This window comes from Corynebacterium sp. HMSC11D10, assembly GCF_001806995.1.
In the GTDB taxonomy this organism is placed as follows: domain Bacteria; phylum Actinomycetota; class Actinomycetes; order Mycobacteriales; family Mycobacteriaceae; genus Corynebacterium; species Corynebacterium coyleae.
Genome location: NZ_KV787053.1, coordinates 193,425 through 218,362, shown reverse-complemented (window position 1 = coordinate 218,362; position 24,938 = coordinate 193,425). Strand labels below are relative to the sequence as shown.

Annotated in this window: 21 protein-coding genes; 4 read left to right on the top strand and 17 right to left on the bottom strand. The window is 59.8% G+C overall.

The features are described from left to right. Positions 1 to 2: 2 nt before the first annotated feature. Together HMPREF3120_RS06715 and gndA are read right to left on the bottom strand one after the other, a co-directional pair. On the bottom strand, positions 3 to 1,352 hold the full coding sequence (locus HMPREF3120_RS06715; protein WP_070451542.1) for a DEAD/DEAH box helicase: 1,350 nt from the start codon (positions 1,350 to 1,352) through the stop codon (positions 3 to 5). Positions 1,353 to 1,379: 27 nt separating this feature from the next. Then, complete coding sequence (gndA, locus tag HMPREF3120_RS06710; protein WP_070451540.1) at positions 1,380 to 2,846, bottom strand: NADP-dependent phosphogluconate dehydrogenase; 1,467 nt, start codon at positions 2,844 to 2,846, stop codon at positions 1,380 to 1,382. A 50-nt stretch (positions 2,847 to 2,896) separates the two neighbouring features. On the opposite strand from gndA, the gene HMPREF3120_RS06705 reads away from it, so the two are divergent. Next, positions 2,897 to 3,346 (top strand): PaaI family thioesterase, encoded by a 450-nt coding sequence (locus HMPREF3120_RS06705; RefSeq protein WP_070451538.1) that lies wholly within the window; start codon positions 2,897 to 2,899, stop codon positions 3,344 to 3,346. 7 nt (positions 3,347 to 3,353) lie between these two features. On the opposite strand, the gene HMPREF3120_RS06700 is transcribed toward HMPREF3120_RS06705, so the two are convergent. From HMPREF3120_RS06700 to HMPREF3120_RS06680, 5 genes are all read right to left on the bottom strand, one after another. Next, the gene (locus HMPREF3120_RS06700; protein WP_070451536.1) at positions 3,354 to 4,427 is read right to left on the bottom strand and encodes a magnesium and cobalt transport protein CorA; all 1,074 of its coding nucleotides are present in this window, start codon (positions 4,425 to 4,427) and stop codon (positions 3,354 to 3,356) included. A gap of 143 nt (positions 4,428 to 4,570) precedes the next feature. Beyond that, positions 4,571 to 5,446, bottom strand: a complete 876-nt coding sequence (pflA, locus tag HMPREF3120_RS06695; RefSeq protein ID WP_070451534.1) for a pyruvate formate-lyase-activating protein — start codon at positions 5,444 to 5,446, stop codon at positions 4,571 to 4,573. A gap of 3 nt (positions 5,447 to 5,449) precedes the next feature. After that, positions 5,450 to 5,701, bottom strand: coding sequence for an autonomous glycyl radical cofactor GrcA2 (gene grcA2 / locus HMPREF3120_RS12460; protein ID WP_034999039.1), 252 nt, complete (start codon positions 5,699 to 5,701; stop codon positions 5,450 to 5,452). Between the two features lie 44 nt (positions 5,702 to 5,745). After that, positions 5,746 to 7,863, bottom strand: coding sequence for a pyruvate formate lyase family protein (locus HMPREF3120_RS06685; RefSeq protein ID WP_070451613.1), 2,118 nt, complete (start codon positions 7,861 to 7,863; stop codon positions 5,746 to 5,748). A 245-nt stretch (positions 7,864 to 8,108) separates the two neighbouring features. Then, on the bottom strand, positions 8,109 to 9,449 hold the full coding sequence (locus HMPREF3120_RS06680; RefSeq protein WP_070451532.1) for an NAD(P)/FAD-dependent oxidoreductase: 1,341 nt from the start codon (positions 9,447 to 9,449) through the stop codon (positions 8,109 to 8,111). Positions 9,450 to 9,565: 116 nt separating this feature from the next. On the opposite strand from HMPREF3120_RS06680, the gene HMPREF3120_RS06675 reads away from it, so the two are divergent. Next, complete coding sequence (locus HMPREF3120_RS06675; protein WP_070451529.1) at positions 9,566 to 10,900, top strand: class I SAM-dependent methyltransferase; 1,335 nt, start codon at positions 9,566 to 9,568, stop codon at positions 10,898 to 10,900. Here the strand turns inward: HMPREF3120_RS06675 and HMPREF3120_RS06670 are convergent. The 3 genes from HMPREF3120_RS06670 to HMPREF3120_RS06660 all read right to left on the bottom strand — a co-directional run bounded on the left by HMPREF3120_RS06670 (position 10,897) and on the right by HMPREF3120_RS06660 (position 14,969). Next, a complete protein-coding gene (locus HMPREF3120_RS06670) occupies positions 10,897 to 13,818 on the bottom strand; it encodes an FAD-binding and (Fe-S)-binding domain-containing protein (protein ID WP_070451527.1) in 2,922 nt (973 codons plus the stop codon). The two genes, HMPREF3120_RS06675 and HMPREF3120_RS06670, sit on opposite strands and share 4 nt — an antisense overlap. A 99-nt stretch (positions 13,819 to 13,917) precedes the next feature. Continuing rightward, positions 13,918 to 14,583 carry a YceI family protein gene (locus tag HMPREF3120_RS06665; protein ID WP_083284812.1) on the bottom strand — a complete coding sequence of 222 codons (666 nt, stop codon included), beginning with the start codon at positions 14,581 to 14,583 and terminating at the stop codon, positions 13,918 to 13,920. A 38-nt stretch (positions 14,584 to 14,621) separates the two neighbouring features. After that, a complete protein-coding gene (locus HMPREF3120_RS06660; RefSeq protein WP_224212718.1) occupies positions 14,622 to 14,969 on the bottom strand; it encodes a hypothetical protein in 348 nt (115 codons plus the stop codon). 124 nt (positions 14,970 to 15,093) lie between these two features. Here HMPREF3120_RS06660 and HMPREF3120_RS06655 point away from each other — a divergent pair, with 124 nt between their 5' ends. Then, a complete protein-coding gene (locus HMPREF3120_RS06655) occupies positions 15,094 to 15,471 on the top strand; it encodes an RNA polymerase-binding protein RbpA (RefSeq protein WP_070423193.1) in 378 nt (125 codons plus the stop codon). A gap of 4 nt (positions 15,472 to 15,475) precedes the next feature. Here HMPREF3120_RS06655 and HMPREF3120_RS06650 read toward each other — a convergent pair whose 3' ends face one another. The 6 genes from HMPREF3120_RS06650 to HMPREF3120_RS06625 all read right to left on the bottom strand — a co-directional run bounded on the left by HMPREF3120_RS06650 (position 15,476) and on the right by HMPREF3120_RS06625 (position 21,613). Further along, on the bottom strand, positions 15,476 to 16,462 hold the full coding sequence (locus HMPREF3120_RS06650; RefSeq protein WP_070451523.1) for a polyprenol monophosphomannose synthase: 987 nt from the start codon (positions 16,460 to 16,462) through the stop codon (positions 15,476 to 15,478). A gap of 26 nt (positions 16,463 to 16,488) precedes the next feature. After that, a complete protein-coding gene (gene lnt, locus HMPREF3120_RS06645; protein WP_070451521.1) occupies positions 16,489 to 18,033 on the bottom strand; it encodes an apolipoprotein N-acyltransferase in 1,545 nt (514 codons plus the stop codon). Further along, entirely contained in the window at positions 18,034 to 18,558 is a 525-nt protein-coding gene (locus tag HMPREF3120_RS06640) for an FxsA family protein (protein WP_070451519.1), read from the bottom strand. Between the two features lie 10 nt (positions 18,559 to 18,568). Beyond that, the gene (locus tag HMPREF3120_RS06635) at positions 18,569 to 19,384 is read right to left on the bottom strand and encodes a lipase family protein (protein ID WP_246815436.1); all 816 of its coding nucleotides are present in this window, start codon (positions 19,382 to 19,384) and stop codon (positions 18,569 to 18,571) included. Positions 19,385 to 19,782: 398 nt separating this feature from the next. Continuing rightward, positions 19,783 to 20,508 carry an SDR family oxidoreductase gene (locus HMPREF3120_RS06630; RefSeq protein WP_371441198.1) on the bottom strand — a complete coding sequence of 242 codons (726 nt, stop codon included), beginning with the start codon at positions 20,506 to 20,508 and terminating at the stop codon, positions 19,783 to 19,785. Then, a complete protein-coding gene (locus tag HMPREF3120_RS06625) occupies positions 20,501 to 21,613 on the bottom strand; it encodes a M24 family metallopeptidase (protein ID WP_070451514.1) in 1,113 nt (370 codons plus the stop codon). Before HMPREF3120_RS06625 ends, HMPREF3120_RS06630 begins: the two co-directional genes overlap by 8 nt. 23 nt (positions 21,614 to 21,636) lie before the next feature. Here HMPREF3120_RS06625 and HMPREF3120_RS06620 point away from each other — a divergent pair, with 23 nt between their 5' ends. After that, positions 21,637 to 22,188 (top strand): S1 family peptidase, encoded by a 552-nt coding sequence (locus tag HMPREF3120_RS06620; protein ID WP_246815435.1) that lies wholly within the window; start codon positions 21,637 to 21,639, stop codon positions 22,186 to 22,188. Here HMPREF3120_RS06620 and HMPREF3120_RS06615 read toward each other — a convergent pair. After that, on the bottom strand, positions 22,175 to 24,937 hold the full coding sequence (locus HMPREF3120_RS06615; RefSeq protein WP_070451511.1) for a DEAD/DEAH box helicase: 2,763 nt from the start codon (positions 24,935 to 24,937) through the stop codon (positions 22,175 to 22,177). The genes HMPREF3120_RS06620 and HMPREF3120_RS06615 overlap by 14 nt on opposite strands. Between the last annotated feature and the right edge of the window lies 1 nt (position 24,938).

Below are 24,938 nucleotides of genomic sequence, written 5' to 3'. Positions count from 1 at the left end.
CCTTAGCGGCCGTTACTCCTTCGTTTATTCTCTCCACGACGACCCTGCGAGTTGCCGCGTTGCCCACGTGTAGAACGGGAACGTCCAGCGCGGCTCGATCGTTGCGACGACCGACGCCCAGCGCGGGAACCTTGCCCGCCACCACCACAAGGAGCCTGCTTCGGAGCCCCCGGCGGAGGCAGTGGCTTTCCATCTGCGACACGTGCTCCTGTAATCGTAACCAACGACTCCGACATTGGAGCCACTCTGACCTCCGGAGCCTTCACGCCTGCCTTGCGCATCAGTTGCGCGACTTCCTTAGCTTGCTCGTCCATGACGAGCGTGACCACTGTGCCGGACGTGCCAGCACGGGCGGTGCGCCCTGCGCGGTGCAAATACGCCTTGTGCTCGGCTGGCGGATCGACGTGGACGACAAGCGAGACGTCGTCGACATCGATACCGCGTGCAGCAATATCAGTAGCGACGAGCACCGGGGTGGTGCCGTCGCTGAAGCCGTCTAAGGCACGCGTACGCGCCCCTTGGGTTTTATCGCCGTGCAACCCCTGGGCATTGATGCCGACACGTCGCAGCTTCTTCACCTGACGGTCAACACCGTGTTTCGTGCGCATAAACATGATGGTCTTGCCGTCACGTGCGGCGATCTGCATCGCGATCTCATTGCGTTGCTCACGGCCACCGACCAAAAGTCGGAAATGCTCCATGGTGTCCACAGCCGCTTCCACCGGCGCAGTGGAGTGCGTCACTGGGTTGTGCATGTAGCGGTCGATGAGCTTTTGCACGTCGCCATCCAGTGTGGCGGAAAACAGCAAACGCTGGCCGTTTTTGGGAGTGCGGTCGAGCAGCTTGCGAACTTGTGGCAAAAAACCCATGTCGGCCATCTGATCGGCCTCGTCCAGAGCAGTGACCTCCACCTGATCCAGGAAGAGTTTCTTCTGGTTGATGAGATCCTCGGCGCGGCCTGGGGTGGCCACAAGGAGATCGACTGGGGAGGCCAACGCACGAATGTGGTTATTGATGTTCACGCCACCGACAACATCGAGGACGCGTAGGCCGAGGGCGGCAGCGGAGTCGTCGAGACGCTCGCGAATCTGCGTTGCAAGTTCACGCGTCGGCGCAAGCACGAGCGCTCGCGGGTGACCCGGGCGTGATGGGGCTCCAACGAGACGGGCAAGCATAGGCAAACCGAACGTAAACGTTTTGCCCGAGCCTGTTGGACCCCGCCCGAGAACATCACGGCCCGCAACGGCATCGGGGATAGCCGCCTCTTGGATAGGGAAGGGCTCCGTGATGCCCTGCTTTTTCAGCGTGGCGACGATTTCACGGGGTAGGCCGAGGTCGGCGAATGTAGTCATTCAGATCAGTGTACGCGCGTCGTTGTTTTAGTAGCTCAACTCTTCCCGCTCGCCGGACCAGGTGGTGTGGAAGGTGCCTTCCATGTCCACGCGGCGGTAGGTGTGTGCACCAAAGAAGTCGCGCTGTCCCTGGATCAGTGCTGCTGGCAGCCGCTTGGCACGCAGCGAGTCGTAGTAGGACAACGAGGAAGCGAACACCGGCACTGGGAGTCCAAGCTGCGTAGCGACGACAACCACACGGCGCCATGCGTCTACCAGGCCCTTTTGCAGTTCTCCAGTGAAGTACGGATCGAGCAACAGCGACGGAAGATTCGGATCGTTTTCGTAGGCCTCGGTAATGCGGTCGAGGAACTTCGCACGAATGATGCAGCCACCGCGCCAAATACGTGCGAGATCGCCCGGTTTGATATCCCAGTTGTGCTCAGCGGACCCGGCGTTAATCTCGTCGAAACCTTGCGCGTAGGCGACCAACTTGGAGGCGTACAGGGCTCGGCGGACATCGTCGATAAACGCAGTCTTCTCCACGCCAAGTGCTTCGAGGGTACTCAACTCGCCCGCCGGAAGTTCGGCTTCCGTCGTGGCCTCGCGCTGGGCAAGTGCCGACGACAGCGCGCGGGCAAACACTGCCTCGCCAATAGCTGTGGTCGGTACACCAAGATCCAGTGCCTCCTTGACGGTCCACCGTCCGGTGCCTTTTTGGCCGGCAGCGTCCACGATGACGTCGATAAACGGTTTTCCGGTGCGGGCGTCGACCTGGCGAAGCACCTCCGCGGTGATTTCGATGAGGTAGGAATCCAGATCGCCCTTGTTCCATTCAGTGAAAATGTCGGCGATCTCCGCAGGCTCCAGGCCTGCTGCGTAACGCAGCAGGTGGTACGCCTCGCCGATGACCTGCATGTCGGCGTACTCGATGCCGTTGTGCACCATCTTGACAAAGTGGCCAGCGCCGTCCGGGCCAATGTGGGTCACGCACGGGGTGCCATCGACCTTTGCAGCAATGTCTTCGAGGAGTGGTCCAAGTGTCTCCCAGGATTCGACTGGGCCACCCGGCATAATCGACGGGCCACGCAATGCACCTTCTTCACCGCCGGAAATACCCGCGCCGACAAAATGGCGATTGCGCTTGGCCATCTCACGTTCACGGCGAATCGTGTCGGTGAACAGGGCATTGCCACCGTCGATGATGATGTCACCGTCTTCCATCGCATCAGCGAGCTGTTCGATGACCGCATCAGTTGCTGCACCGGCCTGCACCATGATCACTGCCTTGCGGGGGCGCTGCAGAGATGCGACAAAGTCCTCGATGGTCTCGGCGGCGATGAAGTTTCCCTCATGGCCATACTCGTTGATAACCGCCCGCGTCTTCTCTGGTGAGCGGTTGTAAATAGCGACGGTATGGCCCTTCGATGCAAAATTACGGGCAAGGTTTGAGCCCATTACTGCCATACCGACGACACCGATTTGAGCAAGAGGTTCTGAAGCATCTGCAGTCATAGTGCGAATTCTACGTGGCTGAGGACAGATCATCCGTATCATCGACGAGCATGAACCTAGAATTCGATTTTCGCCTGTACAACGAAGTGCTTGACACGCCGTTGAGCGAAGAAGAACTCGCCGTGATCAACAACCTCAACGTTGACTTCGCCCAGCGACTCGGTTTGGTGCTGGATTATTGCTCAAAAGAACGGATGGATGCACACCTCGTCGCAACTGAGGAGCATCTGCAGCCAACCGGCATTGTCAACGGCGGTGTCTACTGCGCAATCGGTGAAACCATGGGGTCAATTGCGGCGGTGGCAGCTAGCGCCAAGCCAGCAGTGGGGATGAGCAACTCCACCGACCTTCTGGGCAGCGTGCGCGCGGGGCAACGTATCGACGCCACCGCGGAGCCGGTCCACATCGGTGCGCGCACCCACCTGTGGCGCGTGAACATGTACTGCGAGGAGAGGTTGGTCGCGGTGACCAACCTCAAACTGATGATCTTGAGCAAATAGCGGCTGTTTAAAGCCAGTGGTTCTTGCGGAACCACCACCACATCACCGAGATAGCAATGAACATTGCGAGAAGTGCAGCGGGGTAGCCGTAACGCCAGCCAAGCTCTGGCATGACTTCGAAGTTCATGCCGTAGATTCCGGCAACCAAGGTCGGCACCGCCGCCATGCCCACAACGGCCGAAATCGTACGCATGTCAGAGTTCTGCTGCATCGTAATCTTCGCTACCGACGCGTCCAGCAGGGACGTGAGACGTTCGTCGAAGCCTGAAAGACGGTCGCTGACGATCGTGGAGTTATCTTGGACGTCGCGGAAGTAGGTACGCAGAGCCTTACGCATAAAGTCCTTGTTGTTCGTCAACCCGTTGCGAAGCGCTGGTGACAGTGGGTCGATCGCGTGACGCATCTCCAAAATCTCACGCTTGTAGGTGTAGATCTTGTCAATGTTGATCGTGCGACGTGGCGTAAACACTTCGTTTTCCAGCTCGTCGACGTCGCTTTCGAGGAAATCCGCGACCTTCAGGTAGTTGTCTACCAGATAGTCAGATACCGCCCACGCCACAGCGGAAGGCCCGAGCAGCGCTAGCTCTTCTTCGTCCTCGAGCTTGTTGGTGAGGTCAGGGAGACGGACATTATGGCGAATCGTGATGGCAAACTTCTCGCCGATAATCATCTGTACTTCGCCGGTGGAAATGATTTCACGGGCGTCCGACACCTCTTCGTCGTCACGATACGACACTGAACGCACAACCAGGAACAACTGCTCGTCGTGGCGTTCAACCTTCGGTCGCTGATGTGCTGCGACAACATCGTCCACAACCAGGTCCTCAATATCGAAGATCTCAGCGACGCGCTCCATTTGCTCCGTAGTCGGCTCTTTCAGCGACAACCAAACAAAGGCGTTCTCGTAGCGTTCTGCCACCTCAAGTGCGTGAGTCATGCGCACATTTCCCGGCTGGCGTTTGCCGTCGACAAAAACGCGGCAAAAGTCGATCTGACGCTCGACAGGCACCGGGATTTGGTTCACAGACGGGGGCTGCACCTTCTTAGGACGCTGTCCTGGAATTGAAATACGTGGCGGCATAGCTTTAGCCCCCTTTCACGTCGTAGGGCAGGCCGAACACGGCAAAGCCCAGGATGAATGAGCACACAAAAATGGGTGCGCACGGATATCAAAGGTGATATTACGCGTGCGCACCCCAATGTCTAACGGGGGTGATCCTAGGGTTAAAACACCGTCAAACCACGCGAGCGGAAGATTGATCGCACATGCTCAACGGACTCTGCGGACGGGGGAGTGACGTCCTGCAACTCGTAGTCGAGGCCAATCTTGTCCCACTTGTCGGCACCCATGTTGTGGAAAGGAAGCACTTCCACACGCTCTACGGTGCCCTTCCAACGCGCGACGATATCGGCGACTCGCTGCACGTTTTCCTCAGCGTCGGTCAGACCTGGGACTACAACGAACCGGATCCAGACCGGTTTGCCCTTCTCGTGCAGTCGATCACCAAAATCGATGGTTGGCTGCAATTGGCGCGCGGTGACATTTTCGTATGTGTCAGGATCACCGGACTTGACGTCGAGGAGGAACAAATCAATATTGTCCAGGTCCTCGTCGGTCAAGCGTGCACCAAGGTAACCAGAAGTGTCGATTGTGGTGTGCACACCAGCGTCATGCACTGCCTTGAGCAGTCGTCGTGTAAACGCGATCTGAAACAGTGGTTCGCCGCCTGAAAGGGTCAGCCCGCCACCGGAAGCGTTAAAGACAGGCTTGTATCGCAGTACGCGGCGCACGACGTCGTCGATACGCTCGAGTGTGCCTTCCTTCATTTCCATCGTGTCCGGATTGTGGCAGTACTTGCACCGCAGTGGGCAGCCCGACAAGAAAATCGTCATACGGGTGCCCGGTCCGTCGACGGCAGTGACCAGTTCCCAAGAGTGGATGAGGCCGATCTCGCCAGTGCGGCGAGCCTCAAACAACTCTGGGCGAGTGATCTCAAGGTCGTCGGTGGAAAGTCCGCCTAAACCGGCAGCGACGCCGCGCACGCGCTCGCCTGCTTCAGGCGATAGCGTGACGACGCCGCTCGTTCCGTCTTGGGCCATAAACTACGCGCCCTGGTGGAAGGTACGAGAGATGACGTCGCGCTGCTGCTCCTTGGTCAGCTTCACGAAGTTCACGGCGTAGCCAGAGACACGAACAGTGAGGTTCGGGTAGTTCTCTGGGTGCTCCATTGCATCCTCAAGCGTGGACTCGTCAAGCACGTTGATGTTGGCGTGGTACAGGCCAGAGTCCATGTTGTTCGCGGAACGGGAAGCCTTCATGGAAGCGAGGCGCTCGTCGAAAGTAGGGGTGGTCATGATGTCGTCTCCTTCGGAGTGAATAGGTGAGTGGGAAAGTCTGATTAGGCGGGGTTAACTACCGCATCGGCGTTGTCCATGATGAAGCCGGCGTCGAGAACACCAACCAGGTTGGTGATCTGCTCTTCCTTGTTACGGCCCAGGCCCGACGGGGTGATCGTGTTGGTCAGCGAAATGCCGTCCAATGCGTCGTTGTAGTCGAGCTTGCCCACGGACAGCATCGAAGCGACCATGCCGTGATTGTCTGCGCCGTTCTCCGGGTTCGCACCTGGGGCGAACGGAGTGCCGGCCTTGTGCCCGGACGGGAACGAACCAGTTGCCTTGCCGTAGACCACGTTAGAGGTAATGGTCAGTACCGACTGGGTCGGAATAGCGTCGCGGTACATCGGGATCGCTTTGATCTTCTGCATCACGGTGTGGACCACGGTTGCGGCAATGTCGTCCGCGCGGTCATCGTCGTTGCCGTAGAACGGGAAGTCGCCCTCGGTGATGTAGTCGACGATCAAGCCTGTCTCGTCGCGCACCGGTGTGACCTTCGCGTACTTAATCGCGGACAGAGAGTCAGCAACGATTGAAAGGCCAGCGATGCCACAGCCCATGGTGCGGACGATGTCGGAGTCGTGCAGTGCCATCTCGATGGATTCGTAGGCGTAGCGGTCGTGGCAGTAGTGGATGATGTTCAGAGCCTCGACGTAGGTACCGATAACCCAGTCGAGCATCTCCTCGTACTTCTGCCAGACCTCGTCGAAGTCGAGTGGGCCATCGCCCTCGATCGGCTTGTGGTCACCGTCAGTTATCTGCTTGCCGGTAACTTCGTCACGACCACCGTTCATGGCGTAGAGCAGTGCCTTCGCAGCGTTAACGCGTGCGCCGAAGAACTGCATCTGCTTGCCAACCTTCATCGGAGAGACACAGCACGCAATAGCGGCGTCGTCGCCCCACTGGTCACGGATCTGCTTGTCAGACTCGTATTGCAACGAAGAGGTCTCGATGGAGATCGCGGCGCAGAACTCCTTGTAGCCCTCCGGCAGCGCCGGATCCCAGAAGATGGTGATGTTCGGCTCCGGAGCAGGACCCAGGTTGCGCAGCGTCTGCAGCAGACGGAAGGCGGTCTTGGTGACCTGGTGGCGGCCGTCCTCAGAGAAACCAGCGTCGGTCCAGGTTGCCCAGTACGGGTCACCAGAGAAGATCTGGTCATAGTCCTCTGTACGGAGGAAGCGCACGATGCGCAGCTTGATGACGAGCGCGTCGATGATCTCCTGCGCCTCAACCTCGGTCAAGGTGCCGTTGGCTAGGTCACGCTCGAAGTATGCGTCCAAGAACGGGGAGAGGCGACCAATGGACATTGCGGCGCCGTCCTGGCTCTTTACGGAGGCAAGGTAGCCGAAGTAGGTCCACTGCACAGCTTCCTTGGCGTTGGTTGCCGGGCCGGAGATGTCGAAGCCGTAGTCTTCAGCCATCTTCTTTAGCTTCTTGAGTGCCTTGATCTGCTCCGCGTGCTCCTCGCGGTAACGTGCCCAGTGCTCGGAGAAGCCCTTCTCCAAAGACGCATCCTTGGCCAGCTGCTTTTGCTCGATGAGGTAGTCAACGCCGTAAAGCGCCACACGACGGTAATCACCGATGATGCGTCCACGGCCGTAGGCGTCCGGCAGGCCCGTGACGATGTGGGACGAGCGTGCTGCGCGGATGCGCGGGGTGTAGATGTCGAAGACGGCATCGTTGTGGGTCTTGCGGTAGTGGGTGAAGATCTTCTTCACCTCCGGGTTGACCTCTTTGCCGGCCTCTTTGATGGCCTGCTCAACCATGCGCCAGCCACCGTTAGGCATCATGGCACGCTTGGTTGGGGTGTCGGTTTGCAGGCCGACGATGACGTCGTCGTCTTCGGAGATGTATCCGGGCTTGAAGGCGTCGATATCGGCCGGGGTGTCAGTGTCTACGTCGTAGACGCGACGCTCGCGCTCAACGGCGAGGTAATTCTTATCCAGGTAGTCCCAGAGGCGCAGTGTCTTTTCAGTTGCGCCTTCGAGGAAGGATGCGTCCCCGTCGTACGGGGTGTAATTGCGCTGAACAAAGTCGCGGACGTCGATGTGCTCGGTCCACGGTCCTGGCGTGAAACCTTCCCACGCCTTGTTCTGGATTTGCGGCTCTGTAGAAACAGTCACAGTTGCACGATCTTTCACATAGATAACTAGTGGTCTTCATGCGGCTGCGCTTACCCATTCCCAAACACAGTCTCTTTAAAGCGCTTGCCGCTTACCTAAGAGTATAAAGAAGTTTTCCGACTATAGGTAATACGTTTGGGGTGGTGTTGGTCACACAAAGTCTTCGGGGGTGGAGAGTAGCAAAAACCCCGGTCCTGCGCTCGTTGAGGGCGAAGGGCCGGGGAAGTTGGGGGCGCTACGAACGCTTACTTCTCACCGTTTTCCAGGTGGATGTTCTCCAGCTGGCCTTCGGTGACAGCCAGGTTGTGGCGGGTGCGGGAGAACGCGTTAATCGTCCACTCGTTGGCAGCCACAATGCGGTTACGGCGGCCGGTGAGGAAGGACATGTGGACGCCAAGCCACATCAGCCAGCCGATGAAGCCGGTGATCTCGACCTTGCCCATCTTCACCACAGCATTGAAGCGGTTGATGATCGCCATGGAGCCCTTGTCGAAGTACTCGAACGGAGCGCGATCCTCCGGAGCGATATCGTGCTCGACCTGGTTCTTGATGACCTTGCCCACAAAAGCGCCGGACTGGATTGCAACCTGGGCCACACCTGGCAGACGGTCGCGATTCATCATGTCGCCAACGATGAAGACGTTGGACTCGTCGCCGACGGAAAGGTCCGCGTTAACAGCGACCTTGCCAGCACGGTCCGCTTCAACACCGATCTGGTCTGCGACCTGCTTGCCCAGCGGGGAAGCCGCAACACCAGCGGACCAGATCTTGGTCGGAGTCTGGATCGTGGTTTCCTGCTCGGTCTTCATGTCCTTGTAGGTGACAGAGTCCGCATCAACGTTGGTCACCATGGCGTTGAGGATCACGGTGACGCCGGCCTTTTCAAGCTCACGCTGTGCCTTTTTGCCCAGGCGCTTGCCAAATGGAGGCAGCACCTGCGGTGCGCCATCAAGCAGGTAAATCTTCGACTGCTCGGTGCTGAAGGAGTATCGGCCCGAGGTGAAGGCACGGTGCGCCATCTCCGCAACCTGGCCAGCAAGCTCGACGCCGGTCGGGCCAGCACCAACGATGACGAAGGTCAGAGCGCGATCGCGCTCTTCTGCGGTTTCCGCAAGTTCTGCACGCTCGAATGCTGCAATGAGGCGTGCGCGGATCTCAAACGCGTGATCCAAGGTCTTCAGGCCCGGCGCGAACTCGGCGAAGTGGTCGTTGCCAAAGTAGGACTGGCCAGCACCAGCGGCGACGATGAGGGAGTCGTAGCCGAAGGTGTATTCCTTGCCACTTTCAACAGAGGTGACGGTCTTGCCCTTGACGTCGATGGTCTCAACAGTGCCACGAACGATGCGGACGTTCTGCTGGTTAGCAAACATCTGACGGATGTCACCGGTGATCTCGCCCGAGGACATCAGGCCGGTTGCCACCTGGTAGAGCAGTGGCGGGAAAAGGTGGTGGTTGGTGCTGTTGATCAGGGTCACATCGACATCAGCATCCGCAAGTTCCTTGGCTGCGTTGACGCCACCGAAGCCAGCGCCGATGATGACAACATGATGGCGGTTTCCGTCTGGGCGAATGACCGTAGAGGCCATAAATATCTCTCCTCGGTTGAATTTTTATATGTGCAACGCCTATATAGTACGCGCCGCATTTTATCTGAGCCGTGGCGTACCGCAGAAGCAGGTTCTTGGCCACTAGCATTTGTGAAATGGCCGATATCTCCCGCGCACGCAAAAGTTCCATCGACGCCGCGGCCTGGCCGGCTGTTGCTGCGGTACCCAGGGCCCGTGGAGGAGCGCTGCGCACGAAGATCGCTGAGGCGACATTTGCTCGTGCCTGTGCGAAAGCAGAACTTGCTCTAGAAGGAGACGATGCAGCGCTCACCGTGGAATCCGCGGACATGTTTGAGCGTATCGCTGCGCGTGGGTGGACTGGCCTTGCTGAAAGTTATATGGCAGGCGAGTGGGTGACCTCGACGTCCGAAGGGCTTGTAGATGCACTCCAGGCGCTGATCGGTGCGGGGTACAGGCCGTCACCAGCACGCGTGTCTGCTCCGAAGCACGGTCGCACACCCCTTGGGGTGATCGGGGAGCTACCTCCGGATCTGGTGCAGCATTTTGATGGTGGCACCGCAACGCATGCACAGGGACACTTTGGCACGGGTGTGCCGACGACTCAGCGCACGCGGATGAAGTCCCACACTCCGGGGGCAGGGCGAGGAAACGAGCCAGGGCACCACTTCGTCGACGTCACCGAAATCGGCGCTCCACTTGACGCTCATCGCGATGACCTAGCTGATGCGCAACGCAGGAGCATTTCGATGCTTCTCGACGCCGCCGCTGCCGGGCCCAGCACACATTTGCTTGAGATGCCGTGCAGTGGAGGAGCGGTGGCTGCGGAAGCACTTGATCGACGCTGCACCCTGGATGTGGTTACCTTTGACGCCCGCGTGAGAAAAAGTCTTGAAGAACAGTTGATCCTCAGTGGCGCTGAAGGTGCTGCACGCATTGACGTGTTGGATTCCCCAGCCGAAATCGAAGCGTTGGCACGGCAGCGTCGCGGGGTGTACGACGCAGTAGTGAGCATGCAGGCGTTTGAGAACATGCCGCACCCGGAGCAGGTCGCGTATCTCGCATCTGCGGAACAGATGCTCGCACAGGGCGGCAAGGTAGTGCTGCAAACAATTGTCCGCACGAACAACTATTCCCGGAGTGCAGCGACAGCGTTGGCCTCAACCGCCGGTTATGCGTGGCCACGGATGAACGTTGTGAGTTGCGATGACGTTGCCCGGATCGTCGATAAGCACACTGCATTGCGCGTGACTGCGGTGACAACCGCACCTGAACACCTCGCAGCATCGCTGAGGCTGCAGCGAATGGCCTTCGACGCCCACTTACGCGACGCCGCAGCGGATGGCTACGACGTTGTATTCCGCAGAATGTGGACTTGGCAGCTAGCCCTGCGCGAAGCCCTTGCACGATTGGAAATGCTGGACCTCGCGCAGGTCACGATGGTGCAGCGCCACCGCGGAGGCCGTCGCTAGGCTAACGTGACCTCCGGTCGGGATGCACGCTCGACCAGTACTGCAATCGACTCAAATGGCTTTCCGGCCACCATCTGTAGGCCCATCTCGCAGGTGCGGTTTGCTGACACGAAGCGTGCATAATTGCCACGATTGAGCCCCTCGCGTTCCTCGCGAGTCGCCGACTCAACCAGCTCAGGGTGCAACATCACACGATCGCCAGCTGTGCCACAGCAGGCCGCCCCAGCGGGCACTTCCGCATCGCCACACGCAGCTGCGACACGCATGAGCGCTTCCGTGGTACCAAGGTGCTGACCGGAGCATGGCGGGTGGACAGCAATACGCCCCTGGTCCTGAGTGATGGGCAGGTGCTCCATGATCTCTTCGTCGAGCCACTGCACCAGGTCGAGAACGCGAATCGCCTCGAAACGTTCAAGATCAGCAGGGGAGAGTACCTCCGGCATGGAATCCACCACGGTATGGGTGCACGAGGCTGCATCGATGATCACAGGCAGTGCGCCTTGCTCTGACCACTGCCACATGCGCTCCAGCAGGTCGAGTGCCTTCGCACGGTATGCATCGTCGAATCCCTTCGAAGAAAACGGCATGCCACAGCAACCGCCGTCAACGTTTTCCGGGATCCACACAGGTGCTCCGCTTCGTCGGCCGAGTTCAACAACCGCCTGCGGCACAGCAATCTGATCAGCGGAACCAGCAGGTTGGCCGAAGATACGGTTTACACAGGCAGGGAAGTAGACAGCTGCGGCACCGCTGCGCGAGGTTTCCGGCATCTGTGGTGCCTTGTGCGGCATGGGCCCTGGCACAGAGGGGAGGCGCTCGGGCGAGATGAGTGCACGTCCAACCTGGGTGACAGCATTGGCTAGCGCAGGCCCGAGAATATTGACGCCAGATACCGCAGTACGGCCCAACGCCTCGACCGCGCCGTATCCCTTCGCGATCCCAGTTGCGACACGCTTCTCTGCAGGTGTTGCCTGAGCTGCGCGCAGTTGCTTCATTACCTTGCCGGTATCAATGCCAACAGGGCAGGGGATAGCGCAGGTTCCGTCGGCAGCGCACATGTCGATCGCGTCGTACTGGTATTGCTCGCGCAGCGCCCCCAAGACCTCTGAGCCTTCCGGCTGACGCGCCATCTCACGGCGCAGCACAATACGTTGACGTGGAGTCACAGTGACGTGGCGTGACGGGCATACCGGCTCGCAGAAGCCGCACTCGACGCACATATTGATCTCCTGCTCGACCTTGGGAAAGGACTTGAAGCGCTGCAGGTGGATGTCCGACTGGCGAGTCAACTTCACGTCCGGCGCGAGGATGATGTCCGGGTCAAGCATCTCCTTGACCTCCCAGAACAGGTTCCAGATTGCGTCGCCCCATTCATGGCGCACGAACGGCGCCATGTTGATACCGGTACCGTGCTCAGCCTTCATTGAGCCGTCGTACTTGTCGACGACCAACTCAACCAGCTCGTCAAGGAAGCGCGAGTACTTCTCGAGCTCCTCAGTGTTGGAGAAGTCCGGGGTGATAAAGAAGTGCAGGTTCCCGTAGGGTGCGTGTCCCATCACGCCTTCGGGGTAGCCGTAGCGCCGGAGCAACTCCATGAGTTCAGCAGCGCCTTCGCCGACCTGCGCAGGTGGGAAGCACACGTCCTCAGTAATCAGCGCGGCGCCTTGAGGGCGGTTTTGCCCGATCAGGCCAAACAGGCCGTTACGTAGCTGCCACATGGCGTTTTGCTTCTTTGGGTCGGTCTCAAAGTGCAGCGGCGCCAGCAGCTCCGCGCCCTCGAGCACGGCCTCGGCGGCGGCAATGGCCTGCTGAAGCTCGTCTTCGGTGGTGCCACCGACCTCGAGGAGTAGGGCAGCGGTGGACTGATCAATATCTGCCCATTCAGCAGGAGCAGCACTAAATTGGCCAACTGAACTGCGCATGACATCGGAGACGAGCAGCTCGCAGGCTTCAGCGCCGGCGTCGACAAGCTGTGAAACATAGTTGGCAGCATCAGTGATGTCGGGCACAACCACCCAGGTCACAGCCTTTTTCTTTGGCAACTCGATGGTGCGAATCTCAGCCTCGGTAAATACGCCGAGGATGCCTTCGGAGCCGACGAGCAAGCGCATGAGGATACGGACCGGCTCGTCCTCATCCAAGAATGCATCGATGCGCAAGCCGTTGGTGTTGCGGATGGAGAACTTTGAGCGCAGGCGAGCGACCAGCGTCTCGTTGGCACGCAAACGATCACGGAAATCAGAGAGTTGTTTGTGCAGTTCAGGGCACTGTTTACGGAAGGCGTCGTCGCCTTTGCGCGTATCGACGATCTCGCCAGACGTCAATACAAACTCAGCCTGATCGATGGTGTGGAAGGAATCGCGCTCAATCTTGCAGCGCATGCCGCCGGCGTTGTCAGCGAGGACGCCACCGATACAAGCAGATGCGGTCGAGCCGGGATCGGGTCCAAGCATGTAGCCGTGGCGTCGCAGGACCGCTTGAGCGTCGCCAAGCACAACACCCGGCAACGTACGAAGGCGTTTGCCGCCGTCGAGGACCTCCATGCCGGCGAAGTGGGTCTTCACATCGACGAGGATGTCGTTCGTCATCGCCTGGCCGTTAAGCGACGTCCCGGCGGCGCGGAACGTCAGCGTCCGGCCTGCGCGGCGGGCATAGCGCATCAGAGCGGAAAGGTCTTGCGCGTTGCGTGGCTGAACGACCACGGACGGGATGTCGCGGTACGGAGAGGCGTCTGATGCGTAACGCACGAGATCTGAGACGCGTGAGTGAACATTGTCCGAGCCGACGATTGCTGCGAGCGCCGCGACGAGTTCCGGGTCGGAGCCGCCAGTGAATTGCTCACTGACAGCGTCCGGGTAGGAATCGTCGTAAACCGGCTTGGGGATCCTGCGGGGATCGGGAGAGAGGAGCTTTGCCATGGGGACAGATTACGCTGTGGTGTCACCAAATGTTACTTGACATAATGTACATTATCGGACAAATATCCTTTATATAACGTCAGGTGACGTTATATAGGGTTACTTCCGCATATCCAGACGGACGTTAATTTCGCCGTCCTCGGCGATCTTTGCGGCCACCAGCTCCGGAGTCTTCACTCCGTAGTCCTCTCGGTTGATCGGAATGTCTGCTGCGACGAGCAGCTGATCGCCCGAGCGCGCGACATTGAATGTCTGCGTGATCGTGTTCGTCTCGCCGTGGATGGTCATGTTGCCCGTCAGGTCTACGGTGCCCATCGTCCCGTCCTCTGGCACGCTGCTAAGGTCCACTGGCTCGGCGACAACGAACTTTGCCTCCGGGAAATCGTCCGTATGGAAAATTTTGCGTCGCACGCTTTCATCGCGGACATCAGAGTCGGTGCGAATGTTTGTCATATCGACGACAATCTCGCCAGCCTTCAGCGTGCCCGCCTCGATAGTCACGCTACCGCGAACGCCTTGTGTCGAGCCTGACGTAGTCCGGCGATCACCTGGCAGCACCTCGGCGAATGTGAAGCCTGCAGACGTTTGGTTGGGTCCAGGCTTGTTTGTTACCTCCCAGACGCCGTCAATTTCCGTTGTGGCGGATTTCAGGCTGGACTCGTCGATACCCTCAGTTTTGACACCGTGACTAAAAAACAGCGTCCTTCCCAACGGGATGAACGCCACTGCAAGCGCCAGAATGGCAAAGGCTAAAACTGCGATCATAAGCAGCTTCGTATTACGGGAGCTGGTCTTCACGTACCTCACCTCAGTTTTTCGAGTTTCTGGACCAAGCCTACTAATTCGTCACACAACGAATGCAACTCGTCCGCCGTCGCGCCTTCGGCCGCTGCAGTTTGGATATCCTCAGCGGCACAGCGCAACTCGTAAAGTCGATCGCGGATCTCTGCGACGCGCTGACGGCTCAGAATCACAGCGTCAGGGTCCACGGTCGTACCTGCAAGGAGTGTGCGCTGCTCATACGCACGCTGCTTGCACGAAGAACTGCAATATTTCCGCTTGCGGCCACGCCCCTGGTTGATTTCAATCTCTTTACCGCACCACGCGCAAACGTTTGTAGTCTCGTTTATTCTCCGCTTCCTGATCTTCACGGCGGCAAGTCTATTACAGGTGTCAAGCCTGGGTGAGGTCAGGGAACAAAACGAATTAGTGGACCGTTATACTTGAGCGATTGCTGGGCAACCGGGCAATAACGACGACAAGGATGGAGACAACATGGCTGATCGAGTGCTACGCGGTAGCCGCATGGGTGCCGTGAGCTACGAAACTGACCGCGACCATGATCTCGCGCCGCGTCGCATGGCGAAGTACCAAACACCCAATGGTGAGGTGTTTGAGGTTCCGTTCGCCGATGAGGCTGAGATCCCCGAAGAGTGGATGTGCAAGAACGGTCAGACCGGCACGCTCATGGAGGGCGAAGGTGTCGAGTCGAAGCCGACGAAGCCGCCGCGTACCCACTGGGACATGCTGCTGGAACGTCGCAGCATTGAGGAGCTTGACGTGCTGCTTGAGGAGCGCTTAGAGCAGCTCCGGAAGCGCCGTCGCACCGCGGCCCGCCTCGCTAAGGAGCAGGCCGCGCAGAAGGAAGGCTAATTCCCTACTTTGAACCGGAATTGAATACGTGAAGGACCTGACGCACGGTTTCCGTGGTCAGGTCTTTTGCCGTCTGTGCACCTTCTGCAACGCGACGGCCGACCTTATCCAGGTTCTTGCCGGAGAGCTCGTACTTGGTCAAGGAAGCAACCTCGTTAGCCAAGTCAGCTACCTGCGACGGAGCCTTGGTCGCACGATTTGGAAGATCTGCAAGTTTTGAGTTGGCGGCAGCGTACTCAATCTGTCGCCAGGTTTCGCTCGCCAGGTTGCCAACGAAGGAAGCCTTTTCCTTCGCTCCCCACTTGGTTACCTCTGCAAACGATGCGGCAGCGAAGCTTGCGTCCAGCTTCGACTCGCCAAGCTTGCGGTCTTCAAAGGTGATAGGGACTTCAACAACCCCGAATCCAGCGTCTGCTACCTTGTGGGCAATCTCCACCTGGAAGATGTAGCCCTTGTTGGACAGTGCATCCAGGTCGAGTTCTTCCAAGACTTCGCGGCGGAACGCGCGGTAGCCAGCGGTCATGTCCTTGACATCGTCGCCAAGGGCGATCGAGATGTACTCGTTGCCCAGCTTGGACAGCAGGTAGCGGCTGCGCGGCCAGTTCTTTACTTCCCCACCGTCGACGTAGCGCGAACCGATTGCCAGATCTGCGCCGTTGGATACTGCGTCGAGCAAACGCACGAGTTCCTCAGGGGCATGCGAGCCGTCTGCATCCATCTGAACGATGACCTCGTACTCGCGCTGAAGGGCCCATTCGAAACCGGCACGGTACGCAGCCAGCAGGCCGTCTTTGCCGGTGCGGTGGAGCACGTGAACTTCATCATGAGTAGCTGCGAGCTCGTCAGCCTTTGCTCCGGTGCCGTCAGGCGAGTTGTCATCGACGACAAGGACGTCCACATCCTTGTTGGCATCCAGCACGCGTCCAACGATAAGCGGGATGTTTTCCACTTCGTTGTAGGTCGGGATAATCACCAGGGTTGTATTCGCCACGGTGCTACGTCTCCTCGTTGTCACACTTATTTATTCCTTGGTGCAGCATACCCGTGCGCCCGGGTACGTGCGGAAACGCCTGCCACAGCCATCAGCATGATCCCTGCCGCGACAAGCAACCACTCCAGAATCTTTCCAAATCGCACAGCCGGGGTGACAGAATCGCGCAGCGGCAGCTTTTCGACGAGATGATCTGCCGTGAAGATTTCCGTCTGCTGCGATACTGAGCCGTCGGGATGGACGATGGCGGAGACACCCGAGGTGGCTACAACAACCACTGCACGATCGGTCTCCAGTGCACGCATGCGGCTCATCGCCAATTGTTGATACGTCATGCCGGTGAATCCAAACGTGGCGTTGTTCGTCGGTGTGCTGAGCAACTGGGCGCCGTTGCGAATCGCCATCCGGTAGGCCTCGTCCTCCGCCACCTCGTAGCAGGTCGCCACACCGACTGCGATGTTGCCGAGGTGCACCACACCGTTGCCGTCACCAGGTTTGAAGTTGCCAGCCAGGTCAACCATGTCGGAGAACCTCCGGAAAAAGTCACGCATGGGCATGTACTCGCCGAACGGCTGGAGGAACCGCTTGTGGTGGTACTCCCCTGGCCCATCCTCTGGATCGAAGACGACCATGGTGTTGCGGGAGCCAACGTCGTCTCGTGTGAGTGTGCCAACGAGCAACGGTGCGTCGATGCCGCGCACGGCGACGTCGATAAGCGCTCGTGCTTCCGAGTCGGTGAACGGATTGACGTCGGAGGAATTCTCTGGCCAGAAAACGGCGTCGACATCCATGTTTTGCGCGCGGAGGTCGTCGCGAAGCGCAAGCGTTTCGTTGACGTGGTTGGCCAGCACCGCGCGGCGCTGTGCGTTGAAATCAAGCCCCATGCGAGGGACGTTGCCCTGTACCGCGGCAACGGTTGCTTCGCCCACTGTCGAGGCAGGGTTATTGACCCCGATCTGCGCCACGGTGCCGAGACCGAGGGGCAGTACTGCGGCTACAAGGCCGGCCCAGCGTTGCGTCCCACGCTGCAGGATGGCCACGATGAGACCTGCCCCTGCCAGCGCCACCGCAATTGAGATCAGCGCCGGACCACCCCAAGGTGCGAGAGCAGCTAGTGGACCATTGATTTGCCCCCACGCCAGGCGTACCCAGCTAAACCCGCCGAAAGGAAACGACGAGCGGCAAAACTCAACCGCAAGGTAGATCAGCGCAAACGCGAGGAAGCCAAAGCGCCAACGCGCGACGATCACACCAAACACACCTATAGCGATGCCGTAGAGCGCGAGGAAGATCGACAAAGCGACATACGGCATTGCGCCGACAAACTCCCCGATCCACGGCAGCAGGTAGAGGTAGCAAAACGCAGCCTGCGTAAAGCCCAGTAGGCCGCCGAAGGCTGCGGAAGGACGATCAGTACCCGGCCAGCGTTGCCATGGCATGAGCGCAAGATAAAACACGGATATGCCGACGATGGCGGAGAACCAGTGTCCGTGCGGTTCGTACGAGAAGAACACCAGCCAGCCAGAGCAGGCCGCGAGTACGAACCGGAGGAAGCGGGTAAGGGCCGTCACCTACTTCTCCCCCGGCTCATTGCCGCTGTTGCGGAACCATTCCTCCAACTCGTCGGCATCAATAACGACGTCGTCAGCATCCGCTCCTTTCTGCGGATAGGGCTGATTGGGATTGGTAAACGAACCGTAGGAGGTGGTGAACTGCGACATCGGGGTGGCCTCGTAGAGGCGCGCGCCGAGGTCTTCCATGCCGCGACGGGCGCGTTTGGTCATCGAACGACGCGCGATTGCTCGTGTCGGACCGAACACTAATAGCAGGCCGATGACCGAGCTCACGAAACCAGGGACGAGACTTAGCGCCCAACCCGCCATCAACAGCGCGGAGTCGCCAGCCAACTTGCCAAGGCTGGTTCGCCCACGAGCCATCTGCGTAAGTTCACTGCGAAGCGACATGCTGGCGGCAAAGCCGCCGAAGATCATCAGTGCGAAAATTGCCAACAGCGCCCATCCGACACCAATCCACTTGGCGACGAGAAAGAACGCGATCGCTTCAACAACGAAGTAGGACAACAGGAGCACAGGCATGGGCCAGAGACTACCCGTTGAGCCGATCGAGCAACCAACCCACGTCAGTTGCAGCGTAGAGAAAATACGGGCCGAAGTGGTTCGTGCCGGTCCTGCCACGGATACGCTTGGCCGTACGTGAGAGGAACTCCACTCCCCAACTCTCTGCCAAGGCTGAGACATCGGCGTGCGGGACAAGGTCGTCATATAGCGAACTCCACAGACGAATCGGAATACCTAGCGGGCGTTTGGTGCCTAGGCGTGTTGCATCAAGGTGGCTGCTGGTCAACGGGAGGTCGTCGAGAAGCGATGCCATGCTCACTCCGGTCCTCGTCCAAGAGCGAGTATGCGACCACGGGCGATGCAGCACCGCCCCTAAAGCACACGTGCGCGCCCCGTTCGCAATGGCCGCAACACCTCTTGGGCTCAAGTGCGGAGCAATCTCGGCAGCAATTGCGTCGTCGCTGGCCATGAGGCCCGCGACCGCGTAGAGGATCACTACGGAGGCAAGCGCGCCATCGACGTGATGGAGCATGCTGACCATGTCCACTGGCGGAGCTGCGACCACAGCTGCCAGCAGTTGGAGATCGGGTGCGTACTCAGGTTCCTCGAGCCACGCTGCGGCGGCTCCCCCGCCCTGGGAGAAGCCCCACAGGCCGAGTTTGGACGTACCGACACCCAGGTGGGTGCTTGCGCGCACGGCATCGGCGAGGGAGCGTGCTGCCGCAACGTGGTCGCAATAGAGCTCCACATCGTCCCCGGGGTCGCGTGGGTAGTCGGTGATGACTACGTCGGCGCCGGCTGCAAGGAACAAGTTGATTACGGGTTGTTCATACGCGGCGATCAAGTCTATGGGCTTGATACGTGGTCCGATGCCCACGGTGCAGGAATATGACGGGTCGCAACGCCGTGCAACGCCCTGCGTCGATGGCGCAAACGCGATCGTGGGCCGTTCACCTTTCCCCATCCACGGCGTACGAGAGCGAAACACTGCGCCTGTCGCGGACAAGATCCGGCCTTGAGTATCGCTCGTGGCGTATTCGATTCGCCAGGAGTCTGAGGGGTTCAGCAGTCCGCTTGCCCCTACTGGTCGGATCTGTACGGCCTCGAGAAGGGACCCCGGCGTCACGCCCATAAGCCAGGTAGCTCGGCCGAAGTCTGGCCCGGTTCGTTGAGCAGGACGAACTAAGTCAAGGCCGAGCCCGACAAGTGAGCGCACACGAGGAAGGAGCAACGACGCCATGGCTACCTCGGCATGTGACGCCAGATTGGACGTGGAACCAAGCGCATAATCGTGGCCAAAACGGTAAGGCGACGCGGAATCCACACTGTCGTGCTCCGTCCCTTGACTGCGGCCTCAACGACAGCATCTGCAACGACATCCGGGGTCACAGACATGATCGCTGGTTTCATGCCCTCAGTCATTGCACCGATGACAAAGCCCGGGCGCGCCAGTATCAGGTTCAGGCCTGTCCCATGGAGTTTGTCGGAGAGTCCTTGGCAAAACGCGTCGAGGCCTGCCTTCGTCGATCCGTAGACGTAGTTGGCGCGACGTGCCCGCCAGCCAGCGATGGAAGAAAAGGCGAAGATCTCGCCGCGTGCCATTTCGTCGGCAAGGACGGTGAGCATGTTGACCTGTGCCACGTAGTCCACCGTGGCAATGCAAGCGGCCTCGCGTTCATCGCGCTCTGCCAGTTCCTGATCGCCCAAAATGCCGAAGGCGACGATGGCGGACGTGACCTCCCCCGCCTCGCGGACGATGCGGCGATGCGAGTCGAGGTTGGTAGCGTCAAAATTAACGGCTCGGACAACAGTCGCGCCCGCTGCAAGCAAACGACGTTTCACGTCGTCGAGGCCATCGCTGCTACGCGCTGCGAGTACAACTTCACGACCACTGCAGATGCGCACAGCGATCTCGCCGCCGATGTCGCTGCGAGCACCGAGCAGGAGCACAACCCCGGGGTTATCCACGCGCTGCATCCAGGTCGCGACGAGTGGTGTTGAAGGTCTTCATGCCGGTAGCCGTCAGCGTCACGATGTCTTCGATGCGCATGCCCCACTCACCTGGCTTATAGATGCCCGGCTCGATGGAAAAGGCCATTCCCTCGCGCAAGATGACGTCGCTACCTGCGATGATGAACGGCTGCTCATGGCCCGACAATCCGATACCGTGTCCAAGACGGTGGGTAAACCACTCGCCGTAGCCGGCCTCCTCCAGTACGCCTCGTGCGACGGCGTCGAGCTCCCCTGCGGTAATGCCGGGGCGGGCTGCGTCGCAGGCCGCCTGGAATGCGCGCTGAAGCGCGTCGTACGCCTCCAGGAAGTCTGGCTTCGCCTTGTTCCTACCACCCACGACGTGAGTACGGGTGCAGTCCGATTGGTAGCCAGATGGCAGCACACCGCCCAGGTCTACGACCACGGGGTCGCCCTCCTCGAGCACACGGTCCGAAAAGTCGTGGTGCGGGTTCGAGCCGTTTGGTCCCGAACCGACGATGACGAACGCGACCGTTTCGTGCTCTTCGAGGATCAGCGCGTTCAGTTCTGCAGCGACCTCGCGCTCCGTACGGCCCGGCTGAAGCAGCTCCGCAGCACGTTCGTGCACACGGTCGATTGCCCTGCCTGCGGCCTCGAGTTGTTCAAGCTCTGCAGCGTCCTTCACCATGAACAATTCCGCGACCTCAGTCTCAGCCAGATCTGTACGTGGCAGCAGGGCCTGCAGTGCGAACACGTGGTCGGCGGTCAAAGAGGAGCCGAGACCGACCGGGCCATCCGGGAGCGAGTCAGCAACGAGGCGGTACGGGTTCTCACCATCGCGCCAGCCGATCACCTCGACGTCGTCCGCGCCGTCGAGCCCCAACGAAAGCAGGTCTGTCATCGGTGCGACGACACGCGCGCCATCGGCCGAGATGACGAGGGCGGTGAGGCGTTCGTGGGAGGACGCCCAGGAGCCGGTGAGGTAGGCAAACTCTGCACCAGTCCCGATCACCAATCCGCTCAAGCCACGTTGCTTTACCAAGTCGGCAGCCATTTGTCGGCGCTTCGCGTACACACTTGCATCAAACGTCATGCTGGCCATGGTAGATCGATACCATCGCTGCTGTGTCTGAATCCCTCGCACGATCAATCGCCCGCATCAGTATGCCTGGACGTAGCTACTGTTCAGGCGCGCTGATCACGCCCGATACGGTGCTCACGTGTGCGCATTTCTTTCGCGGTGTGGATGAATCGAAGGTGCGTGTGCGTATCGACGACACCACGTACCGCCTCAAATCCGCCGCACCGATTCCCGGTACTGATATTGCATTGGCACGGCTCACCGAACGCTCATCGGCTCCGCTGCTTGCGATTGGGGCTCCTCCGAAGATTGGCGCATCGACGCTGACGGTTGGCTTCGGCGGACGTGCGAAAACTCCTCAGGGAAAGCCAGGCCTCTACCTGGGCAAGCTGCCGTTTTCCGCGTCACGGTCCTTTGCCACGCGGATCCGCCCCGCGGGCCTGGTCTACGCCTCTCCCCCGGCGATCAAAGGAGACTCTGGCGGGCCGGTCTTTGCACACGGCAAGGTGTTCGCAGTGCAGTCGCTCATCATGGATCCGATGTACCGAAACCTGCGAATCGCCACCGTGTCGCTGTTGCCCGCTAGTTACCGATAGCCACCACACCGCGTCGGATCGCGTCGACCGCACGGTTCGCATTGTCGCGAATCTGGTCCGAGTAACCGGTCTTCTTAATCTGCTCGAGCAGGTCGATGACTTGGCGGCACCAGCGCACGAAGTCGCCAGGTGTCAGTTCTGCGCCAGATTCTGCCGCAGCTGCAAGGGCATAGCCTAGCGGCGCGCCTGCGGTCCACTGGTGCATGGACAGGCTAAAGCCAGCGTCCGGCAGGCGGGTCGCAGGGAGCTGGTGGCGTTGCTCATCAGACACCAGTTCTCCATAGATGCGCATGGTGTCGTTCATCGCATCAGCCATCGCGTCGGTTGCCGCCTCCGGCGAACCCTGGGTCGCACGACGGTTTTCGAACACCACCATGGATGCGACACCGGCGAGTTCCGCTGGATCTAGCTCGTCCCAGATGCCGCGCTTGAGACACTGTGCGACCAAGAGGTCTGAGACGTTGTGGATACGCGACAGACGCTCGCCCTCGTCGGTGACGTTTGGTTCGCCGTCGACTAGTTCGACGTAGTCCATCTCCGTGAGCAGGCCGATGATGCGCTCAAACGTCCGGCCAAGCGAATCAGTCGACGAATCGACGCGGCGTTCAAGTGAGGCCAGTTTGCGCTCGTCGCGCACGATGTCTTCAGCGGTCCGGGCAAGAAGCTCGCGGTCGTGGGTTGGCCAGTGATGAACCGGGTGGTTGCGAAGCGCCGCTTGCAGCGCCAGCACCTGCTTGTTCGGACGGGTTCTTGCCTTCTCACGCAGTCGCTTCGGCGCGTTGAAGTGGCCACGGTGCAGCATGTCAGCCACCTTGCGTGCGTGTTTTCGTGGCTGTTGCTGCATATGACGTGGCACCTTGATGCGGCCGACGACCATGGGTGGGTTGCGGAACGAGGCGGCGTCGATACGCGCCGACCAGCCGCGCTCCGTGGTCACCCAGGGACGCGGGTCGTGCTGCTTCGCCGCGGGTTGCACCACAGCGGCCAGTTCCGGCTTCCGCTTGCCTGGCAGCGCGATCACCTCGCCGACTTGAAGGCGGGCAAGGATTTTCACCGTCTCCGTGTGACGGTTCTCAATCGCTTCGCGGCGCGCTTTCTTCTCCGCATCGTTGAGGTCTCGACGCAACCGCGAGTACTCCACAAGCTCTGCAGCCGGGTCTTCGGACGGCGGCGCGAACGCAGAGATGTCGCGCTCCAACTTCTCACGAAGGGTCCGGACCTTGGTTTGCAGACGCTCAATGTCGCGGACCTCCCCGACCACGGAGCGGTCGGTTTGGAACTGGGCGAAGGACTGCTCTATAAGCCGAATCGAATCGTCGAACCCATTCATGGCCAGCATGTTGATGGCCATGTTGTAGCCAGGCTGAAATTGCGAAATCAGCGGGTATGTGCGGGTCGAGGCCAACCCGGCAACCGCATGCGGGTCAAGCGCCGGGGCCCATTGCACCACGGCGTTGCCGATGTGGTCGATGCCGCGACGACCTGCACGCCCGGTCAGTTGTGTGTACTGACCTGGCGTGAGATCGACGTGTGCCTCGCCATTGAACTTGACCATCTTCTCCAGCACCACGGTTCGCGCTGGCATGTTGATGCCCAACGCAAGCGTTTCGGTGGCGAAGACCACCTTGACCAGGCCGCGTACGAAAAGTTGCTCGACGATGTGCTTAAACGCTGGCAGCAGGCCTGCGTGGTGGGAGGCAAAGCCGCGCATCCAAGCGGTGCGCAGCTGTTTAAAGTTGAGTACTTCGAGGTCTTCATCGGGGATGCCGTCAACGCCGTCGTCGATAATCTGCTCGATTTCGGAGCGCTCCTCCGGAGTCGTCAGTTCTTTGCGGGAACGCAGGCACTGGAACAGTGCGCCGTCGCAGCCGGCGCGGGAAAAGATGAACACGATCGCGGGCAGCATGTCCTGGCCCTGCAGGACGGAGACGACCTCCGGGCGCCCTACTGGACGCACTTTGTCCTGGCCGCGGGTACGGCCGCTGCGGGAGCGCGAACGGAAGCCACGGCCTTCTTCGAAGTCGCGGCGACCCTCATTGGAATGGCCGGACTCGATGCGCTCAATGGCGTGCTCGAGGGAGCGGTTGACTCGCCCGTCGGTGCCGGGTTCGAACAGCGGGAACATCTTGCGCCCCACCATCATGTACTGGCTCAGCGGGATCGGGCGGTGCTCAGAGACGATCACCTCTGTATCGCCACGGACGGTAGACAGCCATTCGCCGAACTCCTCGGAGTTTGACACCGTAGCTGAAAGACCAATGAGGCTGACCGAGTCGCTCAAGTTGAGGATGATCTCCTCCCACACGGCACCACGGTCCCGATCTGCCAGAAAGTGGATCTCATCCATCACCACATGGGTCAGGCGATCCAACTGTGGTGACTCGGCGTAGAGCATGTTACGAAGCACCTCAGTGGTCATGACGACGATCTCAGCCGAGCCGTTGATGCTGGTGTCCCCGGTGAGCAGACCGACAGCCTCTTCGCCATGCTCGGCAACGAGGTCGTTGTACTTCTGGTTGCTCAGCGCCTTGATCGGCGTGGTGTAGAAACACTTCGTCCCACGGTGCAGGGCGAGGGACACGGCGAACTCGCCAACAATGGTTTTGCCCGAGCCGGTTGGCGCGCAAACCAGCACGCCACGATCTTCCTCGACGGCTTTGCAGGCCTCAATCTGGAAGTCGTCGAGATCGAAAGGCTTCGCTGCGGCGAATTCCTGCAGAAACGGCGTGGAGTTCTCGGAGGAAAGCATG